10 protein-coding genes and 1 pseudogene are annotated in these 10667 nt (G+C 67.5%); 5 read left to right on the forward strand and 6 right to left on the reverse strand.

Annotated features, from left to right (window positions below; all coding sequences use genetic code 11):
• A pseudogene (locus tag AB4039_RS39605) lies at positions 1-492 on the forward strand (hypothetical protein); the annotation flags it as partial.
• A gap of 347 nt (positions 493-839) precedes the next feature.
• On the opposite strand, the gene AB4039_RS39610 reads toward AB4039_RS39605, so the two are convergent.
• On the reverse strand, positions 840-1229 hold the full coding sequence (locus AB4039_RS39610; protein ID WP_266845664.1) for an ATP-binding protein: 390 nt from the start codon (positions 1227-1229) through the stop codon (positions 840-842).
• Positions 1230-2136: 907 nt separating this feature from the next.
• Here AB4039_RS39610 and AB4039_RS39615 point away from each other — a divergent pair.
• Together AB4039_RS39615 and AB4039_RS39620 are read left to right on the forward strand one after the other, a co-directional pair.
• Positions 2137-2475, forward strand: coding sequence for a MerR family transcriptional regulator (locus tag AB4039_RS39615; protein ID WP_266845665.1), 339 nt, complete (start codon positions 2137-2139; stop codon positions 2473-2475).
• Positions 2476-2713: 238 nt separating this feature from the next.
• On the forward strand, positions 2714-2917 hold the full coding sequence (locus AB4039_RS39620) for a cold-shock protein (RefSeq protein ID WP_030242128.1): 204 nt from the start codon (positions 2714-2716) through the stop codon (positions 2915-2917).
• A 240-nt stretch (positions 2918-3157) separates the two neighbouring features.
• On the opposite strand, the gene AB4039_RS39625 is transcribed toward AB4039_RS39620, so the two are convergent.
• On the reverse strand, positions 3158-3451 hold the full coding sequence (locus AB4039_RS39625) for a hypothetical protein (RefSeq protein WP_442273051.1): 294 nt from the start codon (positions 3449-3451) through the stop codon (positions 3158-3160).
• A 629-nt stretch (positions 3452-4080) separates the two neighbouring features.
• Here AB4039_RS39625 and AB4039_RS39630 point away from each other — a divergent pair.
• On the forward strand, positions 4081-5676 hold the full coding sequence (locus AB4039_RS39630) for an ISL3 family transposase (protein ID WP_442273052.1): 1596 nt from the start codon (positions 4081-4083) through the stop codon (positions 5674-5676).
• A 44-nt stretch (positions 5677-5720) separates the two neighbouring features.
• The gene (locus AB4039_RS39635; protein ID WP_266845672.1) at positions 5721-6512 is read left to right on the forward strand and encodes a hypothetical protein; all 792 of its coding nucleotides are present in this window, start codon (positions 5721-5723) and stop codon (positions 6510-6512) included.
• Between the two features lie 22 nt (positions 6513-6534).
• Here AB4039_RS39635 and AB4039_RS39640 read toward each other — a convergent pair whose 3' ends face one another.
• From AB4039_RS39640 to AB4039_RS39655, 4 genes are all read right to left on the reverse strand, one after another.
• On the reverse strand, positions 6535-7428 hold the full coding sequence (locus AB4039_RS39640; protein ID WP_442273053.1) for an SDR family NAD(P)-dependent oxidoreductase: 894 nt from the start codon (positions 7426-7428) through the stop codon (positions 6535-6537).
• 307 nt (positions 7429-7735) lie between these two features.
• Positions 7736-8620: a hypothetical protein gene (locus AB4039_RS39645; protein ID WP_266846357.1), complete on the reverse strand. Its 885-nt coding sequence runs from the start codon at positions 8618-8620 to the stop codon at positions 7736-7738.
• A 46-nt stretch (positions 8621-8666) separates the two neighbouring features.
• Entirely contained in the window at positions 8667-9218 is a 552-nt protein-coding gene (locus tag AB4039_RS39650; protein WP_266846356.1) for a hypothetical protein, read from the reverse strand.
• A gap of 222 nt (positions 9219-9440) precedes the next feature.
• A partial coding sequence (locus AB4039_RS39655; RefSeq protein WP_442273054.1) for a DNA/RNA non-specific endonuclease occupies positions 9441-10667 on the reverse strand: 1227 nt, incomplete at its 5' end.

Raw genomic sequence — 10667 nt, forward strand, 5'->3', positions numbered from 1 at the left:
GACGGGTTCAGCAGCTACGACCGGAAGATCCCGATCATCGCGACCGGCCTGCGCAACCTGCGCGCCCACGGCCCGGGCGGCCCGGTCTTCCTCCGCTTCGGCCGCACCCACATGCAGCCGCTCCACGACGCGATCGGCAACCCCCGCCGCGATGCCGTCCTCACCCTCCGAGCGGAGCGGGCGCGAGCACAGCAGGAGGAGTACCAGGAGCAGCTGCGCCGCGCGGCCGAGCAGAAGAGGGCCGAGCACGAGGCCGCCCGCCCTGCCTGCGCCAGCTGCGGGACGGAGTTCGACAACGACCGATGGGAGAACACCCGCCTCTCGCCGACGCCGGGCAACCGGTGGCACCCGACGCTGTGCGAGCCGTGCGAGGACAAGAGGGTCGCGGCCGCGGACCAGGCCGAGCGCGACCGCCTGGAGCAGGAAGCCGCCGCGACCGCCGAGAAGGCCCGCGGCTGGCGCTCCCGCTTCCGCCCTGGGCAAGCCTCCTGAGAGCTGGGCAAAGCCTGCTACCGACAGCGTGGGCAAGCCCAAGGCGGCTCTGGGCAAGCCCCCGCTGTCGGTGGCAGCTGGGGGCTTGCCCAGGTGGACAGGGTTGAGGAGTTGCTGCACCGCCGGGTCTATGGACGAGGCCACGAACATCTCCGGCCCGGCCGTCGTGCTGTCGCTAGTTCGTTCGGTGGGTTGCGCGGGTGGTGTGTGAGGGCAGCTGGTCCTGGCTTCGGGGGATAGGACCGGGGCGGGGTCGGCTCGGGAACGGCCTCGCGAGGGATGCGCCCGTTTCAACGACGCCGGCTCAGTGCGGCAATGCCGCCATGCGGGGGAAAGCTGGGCGGGTCTTACCGGGGCAGGACGGCGCGTACGGTCTTGCCGCCGGACGGCCAGCGGGTGACCGACGTGGCACGGGCGAGGCGGTTGACCATGGGCCAGCCGAAACCCCCGGTGCCGCCGTTCAGATCGGGGGTGCGCATCCGCGGCGTCTGCGGGCTGGTGTCATGGACGGCCACCTCGATGCTGTCCGGGTGCGCGGTCAGGGCCAGGGCGAAGGTGCCGCCTGCATGGCGCAGGGCGTTGGTGACGAGTTCCGAGACGACCAGGACCACCGTGTCGGCGGTCTCAGCTGCGAGCGGGCGTACGAGACGGTCGAGGAAGTCCCGGGTGCTCTCGCGGGCGCCGGCGACGGAGGCAGCGGAGCGAGCGGTTGCGAGGTTGACGCTCGTCGTGTCCATGAGGTTCACCCTGGTCTCTGGATCGTCAATGCCCGCTGGAGCCCGCGTGGTGCTTGTGCCCTGGGCTGTGGCGGGTAATCCAGTGACGCCCCCGGCGCCTGTCCGGGTCGTTGTTCGAGGCCGATTACCTGATCGGCGAACACGCGGAAATCTGTGTCGGCCGGAGTAGACATTGGGTGGTGGTGTGGTTATGGTTTCTCCCGTAGCCAAGAAGGACTGCAGGGCCTGGCAGAGACGAACTGCCGGGCAGTGGTGCCGCAGTACACGCAGTTGCAGTTCGCAGGACGGTGCGGTGACGGAGTTTCGAAGCCAGGGTTGTTGCAGGACGGCGACGGGACTGGTGACCGGACCGGGTGGCCCGCAGTGATCAGGGGCCGCCGTGAGTAGTACCGCAGTTGCAGTACCCGTAGGTGCAGTTGGCAGTACCCAGCAGTGAGATCAGTGAGTGGTACCTCGGTGAAGGCGTCGGCTGCGGGCGCGCGCACCGGGAGGTTCGGCAGTGGGGTTCTAAGCCAGAGCAGATGCAGGATGGGCGACGGGGCTGGCTGCCGAAGTGGCGCTGTGAGAGGCCACCAGCAGTACAAAGCGGTTCGCAGTAGAGGCAGTACCAGCAGTTCGCAGTTCCCGTTTGGTGAGTGATTGATCCAGAGGGAAGAACGGAGGAGCCGAGCGCCATCAGGATCGCCCGGGCGAGCAGTACGGAGCCCGGGTACCGCAGGACATCGATAGTGAGGTGGTCTCCGGTCACGCATCCGCGATCCCCGCACCCCCGACAGCATCCAGGTCGGGTAGGCGGAAACAGAAGGCCGGCGCAGCATCAGGGCCGGCAGATGGTGTAGCAGTTCCTTCGGGGCCCGGGTGCCAGTACGGCACCCGGGCCCCTCCACGCGTTCCACAGAGAGGTGCAATGACAGCAGACGACACGTACGGCCGTCTCGATGACGACGACTACCCCGCCTACACCATGGGCCGGGCCGCCGAAATGCTCGGCACCACCCAAGGCTTCCTCCGCGCCATCGGCGAACACCGCCTCATCACCCCGCTCCGCTCCGCCGGCGGACACCGCCGCTACTCCCGCTACCAGCTGCGCATCGCCGCCCGCGCCCGGGAACTCGTCGACCAGGGCACCCCCATCGAGGCCGCCTGCCGCATCGTCATCCTCGAGGACCAGCTCGAAGAAGCCCAGCGCCTCAACGTCGGATACCGCCGCGCCGCCGAATCAGCGAATCCGACGGCCGCGGCCTGAGCGCCTGCCGGCCTTCAGCGGATATGCGCGCAACTGGCCAAGCCGCGACGTGTACAGCTTTGCTGTGGTGACAGCATGTGCGGACGTGTACCGTCTGCGTCAGCTGTCGTGGTTCGGAAGTTCCCTTTGCCCACGCCTCGGCGTGGGCGTTTTGCTGTGCTGTGCCGCAGGAACCAGGGCGATCACCTCCGCCTTCCGCATGTCGTGGGAGGCGTTCATCGGCTGGAAGGCATGAGACATGGCTACGGGAACTGTGAAGTGGTTCAACGCGGAGAAGGGCTTCGGCTTCATCGCCCAGGACGGCGGCGGCCCCGACGTCTTCGCCCACTACTCCGCGATCAACTCCTCGGGCTTCCGTGAGCTGCAGGAGGGCCAGGCCGTGACGTTCGACGTCACCCAGGGCCAGAAGGGCCCCCAGGCGGAGAACATCACCCCCGCCTGACCCCGGATACGGCAATGGCCGCACGGAGGACTCCGTGCGGCCATTGCCGGCAACCCGCAGAGTCATCGGCTGAGCTTGACATCGGGTGGCGCCAGGCCCGCACCACGCTGCTCGAGGCCGTCGCACGCCACCATCACGCTCACCTGCTCGCCGCCATCGTCGAGCTTGGCGGGTGGCTGGAGCTCTCAGCTACCTGTAACGGGCGCTTCAGGGGCGCGGTCACCCCAGAAGGCTGCGCGGTCAGCGCCGGCCGCCGCCGATGCGGCGGTCGTCGGCCAGTGCGGTAAGCGGGCCGAACTCGAGGGCAAGCTGGTTCCACGTCAGAACCTCGCCACAGCGGGCCGGGAACTCCTTCGGGTTGAACTCGGGCATGGTCCAGGTGCCAGTGCCCCGGTCCCGCAGCCACAGGTCCCCGTCACCGTCGACCACGGTCGGCGGGACCGGTACGGGCTCGGCCTGATCGGTGGGCTCCCAGGTGATCCGGCCCGGGTGGGAAACGCGGCGCAGCTCGGTGGTGGCCAGCCGCGCGGCCAAGTCACGGGTGGACTCTTCGGCGTCCCTGACCGACGCGAGTCGGAATGCGTCGTCAAGTACGGGCAGGGCTGGATTCTTACTGCGCTTTGAACTCATACGCTGACTACCTCCGGTGGGGGGCGTCACATCCGTTATGGCACCCCGTAGAGGAACACGGTATCCGAGGCGGGAGCCGGGCCGGCTACGACCACTGTCCAGGTGGAGGCGCTGGCACACCGGGCGGTGGGGCTGGGTGGTGGAGCATGGTCCTGGACGTGGCGCAACCCGTGGTGGTAGCGCTCAGATATGGCGGTCCGGGTCTGAGAAGGTGAGGCCGCCGGGGCGAGCGGACGTCGGGCCGGGGCGGGTGCCTTTCAGGTGCCGTGGTCCATCCGGTGTGTGCGGTGATGATGCGTCGTGCCCGTTCCGGCGGCCGGCCGAGCGGTCGACCGGGGAGGATCGGGCGGGCCGGAGGGCATCAGGCTTGTTCGGTGGGCCTGATCCACGGCTTGGCTGCGTAGGTGAGAGCGGGCTCTGGTCCACTTCTTGTGGTTGCGTACGCAGCGTGACGGTTGGCCGTCGTTCAACGGCGTTTGAGGTCGCCCGAAAATCGACCCGCTGGAGGGTTATGGCGTCGAAAGTTCTGCGCCGTGAACAACGTGCGGCCGCAGCTGGAAGAGCTGCTGTTCTGGTCGGTGGAGAACATGTCAGTGGAGTCGGTCGACGTGGCTGACGCTGTCGTGAGAGTGCAAGCCCGGTCCACGGCCCGGCGGGCGGCCTGTCCGGGCTGCGGGTGTTGGTCGAGTCGAATGCACGGCTCCTACCTGCGGTTTCCCCGTGATCTGCCCACGGCTGGCAGGTTTGTCGTGGTGTCGTTACGGGTGCGCCGGTTCGTATGCGCGGAGGGCTCCTGCCGGCGCAGGACGTTCGCCGAGCAGGTGCCCGGGCTAACACGCCGGTTCGGTCGGCGAACGGAGCGGCTGCGATCGACGCTGGTCTCTGTTGGCCTCGCGCTGGCGGGACGGGCCGGCGCCCGGATGGCAGATGCTTTCGGGGTGCCCGTGAGCCGGAATACCCTGCTGAGGCTGATCACCTCGCTGCCGGATCCGCCCACCGCCACGCCCCGCGTGGTCGGAGTCGACGAATACGCTCAGCGCAAAGGCCGGATCTACGGAACCGTGCTCGTCGATGTCGAGACGCGCCGCCCCGTGGACCTCCTGCCGGACCGGGCGGCGGACACCCTCGCGGCCTGGCTGTCCGAGCGGCCCGGGATCGAGATCATCTGCCGGGACCGTGCCCTCTTCTATGCCGAAGGCGCCACCCGCGGCGCCCCGCAAGCTCTCCAGGTCGCCGACAGATGGCACCTCTGGCACAACCTCGGCGAAGCTGCGGAGAAGTGTGTCTACCGGCACCGAGCTTGCCTGCGGCCCGCACTGTCACCACTGGAGGAGCCGCAGCTGGCGCCGGAAGGGACCGGGGTGTCGCCCTGGCCGACCGGCCACCGGTTCGCCGAACGCACTCGCGCCAAGCATGCAACCGTCCACGCGCTGCTGGCCGCCGGCCACAGCAAGCGGTCCATCGCTCGGCAGCTCGGCATGGGCCTCAACACCGTTCTCCGCTTCTCCCGCGCCACCGAGCCGGAGCAGTTGTTCACCGGCCAGTGGCAAAGTCGCCCCACCAAGCTCGATGCCTTCAAGCCCTACCTCGACCAGCGATGGCAGGAGGGCTGCACCAACGCCTGGAAACTGTGGGAGGAGATCAAGAAGCAGGGTTACCCGGACGGCTATGGCAACGTTCGGGCCTACGTCAGCCGGAATCTACGCGGCAAGCCCCAGCCGGTCGGCCCCCGGCCGCCATCCGCCCGCGCCGTCACCCGCTGGATCCTCACCCACCCCGACGCCCTGGCCGAGGGTGACCGGCTCCAGCTCAAGGCAGTGCTGGCCAACTGTCCCGAACTGGACGCACTCGCCGGGCACGTCCGTTCCTTCGCACACATGCTGACCCAGCTGCAAGGCCATCAACTGCCGGCATGGATCGAGGCCGCGGCCACCGCCGGCCTGCCCAGTCTCCAGCGATTCGCCCGGCACCTGGAGCGCGACCTCGACGCCGTCACCGCCGGGCTCTCGCAGCCGTGGAACTCCGGAGTCGTCGAAGGCCATGTCAACCGGATCAAGATGCTGAAGCGCCAGATGTTCGGCCGCGCCGGCTTCGAACTCCTCCGCAAGCGCGTTCTGCTCTACACGTGACACCCGGGCATATCTCTGGTTCGTCGACGGCATAGCCTCGGCCTGTGACCCACAACCGTCGCCAGACCGAGCAGCCTCACCCAGCCGCGCTCCCTCCCTTTCAGGCGCTGCTGGACGGCACAAACTGGGCTTCGCTCGCCACCGCCTGCGGCACGGGTGAATCCCTGCCGGCGGCGCTGGCACTCCTGACCAGCCCTGACGCACTCATCAGGGAGTCCGCTCTCCAGGATGCGCTGGGACCCGTGACTCACCAGAACAGCATCTACGAGGCCACGGTGCCCGTGGCGCTCTACGTCGCGGCGATCCTCAACCATCCGGCCGTCACGGCAGGCGACGACAGTCAGGACGCCAAGACGTCGCCGAACCGTCCAACTCTCGTGCGGCTGCTCGAGTGGCTCGGCGACACCGCCTACGACGCAGACGACGAGTGCGTGGCCATTGGCGAACGTCTCTACGGTGAGAGATTTCTTGATGAGTACGAGGAGATGCGTGCGTTCCGGGACGCACGCCCGGCGATCTTCTCCGCTATTCGTGCCCTTTTCGGTCACGCCAACGCCGATGTGCGCCACACCGCCCTTGTCGCTGCCATCCCCCTCATCGAGCACCCCCTCCTCACCCAGCACCAGGCCGCTTTGGCCAGCCATGCCCGACGTCTACTGGCCACCAGCACTGACCGGCGTCACCGAGACCGCGTCCTGGACGCGCTGAAGGCTTGGGGTCACGACACCAGCGGCCTGGAGGACGCGTCCGACATTGCAGCCCGTGAGCACTACGCCCTCCTCAGAGCTGCACGTGCTTCATGGGAAGGCGGCTACAGCGAAGACCCGCCGTTCTGACTCAGGTCCAAACCACTCCGAATCATTCGCTGATCACCCTGCGTGGTCGCACCACAAGAAGTGGACCAGAGCCGGATCTCGGCGACAAAGCCAACAGCTCGCCGATGGAGGCGTGGCGGGGCCGCGTGACCATGTACGCGACGCCGTTGGCGATGTCCTCGGGGGCGAGGAACTCGACCACCCCGAGGAGAGGAGTGATCATCTCGTCCTGGATCACGGGCCTGTTGTGCAGGGCCAGTTCGGTGTACACACCACCCGGCTCCAGGACGCCGACGCGGACGTGCCGCTGGGTGACTTCCTGGCTCAGGGACTCGGTGAAGCCGTTCACCCCGAACTTGGTGAGGTTGTAGACGCCGAGACCGTTCATCGCGACGCGGCCAGCGACAGAGCTGATGTCGGCGACCCGGCGCGGCCCGTCCTCCGCGGCCTTGAGCAGGTGCGGGAGGGCGACGCGGGTGGTGTAGAGCAGGCCCTGGACATCAACGGCGATCATGCGCTCCCACTCCTCGGCGTCCGCGCCGACGACGGGACCCAGCAGCATCAGGCCGGCATTGTTCACCAGAGTGTCCAGCCGGCCGAAGCGCTCGACAGTCTGCTCCACTGCAGCCTCGGCTTGGATGCGGTCGGTGATGTCGGCTTCCACCACCGTCGCGGTGCCGCCAGCCTTCTCGATCCCGGCGGCGGGGCTGTCCAGACGGTCTTGCGACGGGCCACCACGTGCCCGGCGAGCTGGCCTCCACGCGGCGACGGCCTGTCGCACAGCGGCCAGACCCAAGTACGGTCTCTCGGGTTCGGAACCGCGGTGGGAGAGACAGTGATGGTCCGGTGCTGCACCGCCGAGCAGATGCGGCACCTCACGGACTCCGTCACCGAGATGGTCGATCGAGGCCGCGCGCTCAGACAGCTGTACGCCCACCAGGAGGAGCCCCCGCACCGCACCCGGTGCGCGATGACCAGCGGGCGCATCATCCCCAGCAGCCCCGCCCGCACCACGGGCGAGAGGCTGGCCGCTGAGCGCACCGTGATGCTGGGACCCCAGAGCACCCTGCTGCGGACGCTGCGCACCGACCGTGCGGTGCACTGCCGGTGGCAGTGCGGCGGTTGCTGGTACTTGACGGGCGCTCGTTGGCCTCGCGTCCCTGCCGGAGCGGCAGTGTCTGCTCCGGCAGGGGCGCGGGCATCATCGACCCGTGATGCGAGGCCTTCCGTAGTGTGTGGCCGGCTCAGTACCAGCCGATGATGTCCACGTCCATGCCAGGGTTCGGGCCGCTTCCCACAGGCTTGTCTGTGTCGTCGGTGAGTGTTTCGAAAGCGAGCTGCGGTTCGCCGGTTGCGCCGTTCGTCTTGAGGAACCAGCCGCTGCCGTTGTAGATCAGCGCCTTGGTTCCGTCTGGGCTGGTCGCCTGCCCGCCTCGCTCAGGGTGCACAGGGGCGGGCCGCTTGACGACCTTGCCGTCGGCTGTGAGGTCCCACAGGAGTTCGCTTCTGCCGCCGAAGAAACTTCCCTGCTCCAGGGTCGCTTCCTCGGTGAGCTGGTCGGGCGACGAGGGATCGGCCGAGTACACCTTCTCGTCATTGGCCAGGGCGAAGATCCTCTTGCCGTCAGCACTGAAGCGGGGCTGGCGGTAGGCGCGCTTACCGCCGTTGAAGGTGGGCTTGCCGCCGATCTTCACGCCCGGGGTCTCGTCGTACGCAGAGGTGATCATAGAGCCGGTGAAGCTGCCCACGAACAGGTCGCCGTCCTTGACCCAGGCGTGCCGCTTCCAGTCCGGCGAGAAGCTGTAGCGCTTCCACGGGTTCTTCTCGGAGTACTGCGGCAGCCACGTGCCGAAGGTTTGCTTACCCGTCGACGGATCGTAGAAGGCCAGCAGGGTGAGGTTGCCGCTGGTTAGTGAGCCGAGGCCCTTGGCGACTGGCGCGTCCAGCGCTTTCTTTCCGTCCGGCGTCGAAGTCGCCTGGGTGGACTGCGGCGCCTGTCCGGCTTGAGGCTTGTCCGCTGATCCTCCTACGCCGCAGGCGGCGACACCCATGGCTAACAGCGATACCACGGCGGCGGAGCGCAGCCCCGTTCGCCACGGCACGCCCGGCTTGTTTAATGAAAACATCATTCATTTCCTCCATCGTCTCGCGACCTTGTCTCGCCGCTTCGGCCCTTTAGTAGGACGCTTGAGGGTGGATTCCGACGCCTTCCCGCTCCAGGTGGCCGGATTCCTTATCCGGCCGCAGAACGCCGTGGTGCCGATGATGCGGACTGGAGCGGCGTCTCAGGCCGCCCTGCTTGCCTGTCTCCCATGTGGCGGGGAAACCTTGCTGGGTCATGCGGTCACGGGGCCGCGGGTAGCTCGGCGGTGGCGGATAGTGGGGCGTCCGATCAAGCGTGGACAGCGCCAGCCGCAGCAGGGCGGCGACAGCCCCAGGTCCCACGGCCATCGCCGCGAAGACGACGGGCATCCATCGAGGAGCGATCGCGTCGTTGTTCCTGTAGACCTCGGCGGCGTTGCTTGTCATGACCCCCGAGGGCCGCTCAGCACCCGATGCGAAAACCTCCGCGTGCTGCACTCCGTAGCAGGCCGCGAACGCGCTGGTCAGGATCGCGCGCACCGGACGATGTCGAGTCCAAAGGCGTCGCGCGGATGGGTTCCGCATGGGGACCAGGGCAAGCAGCAGCCGTGGAACAGCCAGAAAGACAAGAGCAGTCAGGGCCATCCATTCCCCAAATCCTCTTAGCTCCAAGGGAGTTGGCTATCCCTCATACTGCGCTAGTTGTCGTCGTGACTCATAGCGATGGGACACTGTATGTGGAGCAGCAGGTGGGCTTCGCCGCGCTCACCTCCCGCCTCCTGCGTATCGACCCGCCGCTGAGGCTGGAGTTCATCGCGCGCAGGAGGTCCTCGATGAGCAGGAAGCGGAAGGTGGGGCCGGTTGAGTTCAGGGCGTGTTGCCGGTGGGGACTGCTTTGCCGTTCATGACCCACAGACCGAGGTTGTGCCATTTCTGGGTCTGCGGTTGAAAGAGCTTGTTCTCGAGGGCCCGCTTGATGAGAACGCCGCCTGGGCGGCCGTCCGGGTACATGCCGACTGCGGAGATCTCCAGCTTCACGGGGACGGTACGGGGGCCCGAATAGACGGGGGTCACCTGGTAGCGCACGACCTGCCCGGCGTCCACGGCTGCCTTGACCTTGTCTTCCAGGGCCTTCATGTCGTTGGCGAATCCTTCGTCGCCCTTGACCTGAGCATTGGCGGCTCGGCTGCAGGTGACCAGATTGTCCAGATCTTCGCCACTGCCGGTGAGCTGCTTGCCGAGCAGGTGGCAATTGTTGATGCGTTGGGGAATGTTTTTGATGCGAAGGTAGCCGGCAGTGGCCGTTGCCCAGTTGTAGCCCGGAGGCCTGACCGCTGCCGTCGTCGGGGTTCCCCGCTTCGCGTGGGTCGTCAGGTAGGCCGTGTCGAGGCAGGCGTTCATGGCCGTGGCGCGGTATCCGTGTGCGGCGTCGCGCGTACCGAGGTCGAGCCAGCCTGCGCCGTTTCGCCGGCAGTCAGCCCGGTCGGGCTTGTTCACCGTGAAATCGTCAGCCAGGTCCTTCGCGTTCCTGTCCAAGATTTCACGCGCCTGGACCACGACGTTGCGGGCGGCGACGACCTCGCTGCGAAACTTGGGAAGACCTACGGCCACCGTCTTGATGGCGTCTTGCACCTTGTCCGCCTTGCGAACGGCAGTGATGACGGTGCTGAAGTTGGCGGCCGCCAGCAGGCACGGCTTTATTTTTTCCTTTCCGGGTGCGCTGAGGCACTTTTCGATGTCCTTGACGCCGAGGAGTTCGAGGAGGATTCCCGCCCCGTTCTGCGCGAGCCATTCCATGAGCTTCGTGTCGGCCAGGATGCTGGCCTGACGGTATTGCCGAACATAGTCGTCACCGCGCAACTCCCGCAGGGTGTCCTCGTCCCTCACCGCCTGCAGGGCCTCGGACGGGCCGCCCCGGTAGTGCCAGTTGTCTCCGCTGGTCCGTTCGAAGACCGTCGAGCGGTCGGGGGACAGGCCGTAGAGGTGTTCGTCGCTGACGGCGAAGGCGGCGCCGGGGGTGCCGATCTCGGTCCAGTGGTCGGGTGTGCCGTTGTACTGGTATAGGTGGCCGGTGTCGGGGCGGGTGGCGAACAG

Source organism: Streptomyces sp. M-16, from assembly GCF_052114405.1.
GTDB lineage: Bacteria > Actinomycetota > Actinomycetes > Streptomycetales > Streptomycetaceae > Streptomyces.

What these genes read in the sequence shown, in the direction of transcription:
- AB4039_RS39610 (WP_266845664.1), bottom strand. Translation starts at nt 1,229, where the DNA reads ATGGACACGACGAGCGTCAACCTCGCAACCGCTCGCTCCGCTGCCTCC.
- AB4039_RS39615 (WP_266845665.1), top strand. Translation starts at nt 2,137, where the DNA reads ATGACAGCAGACGACACGTACGGCCGTCTCGATGACGACGACTACCCC.
- AB4039_RS39620 (WP_030242128.1), top strand. Translation starts at nt 2,714, where the DNA reads ATGGCTACGGGAACTGTGAAGTGGTTCAACGCGGAGAAGGGCTTCGGC.
- AB4039_RS39645 (WP_266846357.1), bottom strand. Translation starts at nt 8,620, where the DNA reads ATGATGTTTTCATTAAACAAGCCGGGCGTGCCGTGGCGAACGGGGCTG.
- AB4039_RS39650 (WP_266846356.1), bottom strand. Translation starts at nt 9,218, where the DNA reads ATGGCCCTGACTGCTCTTGTCTTTCTGGCTGTTCCACGGCTGCTGCTT.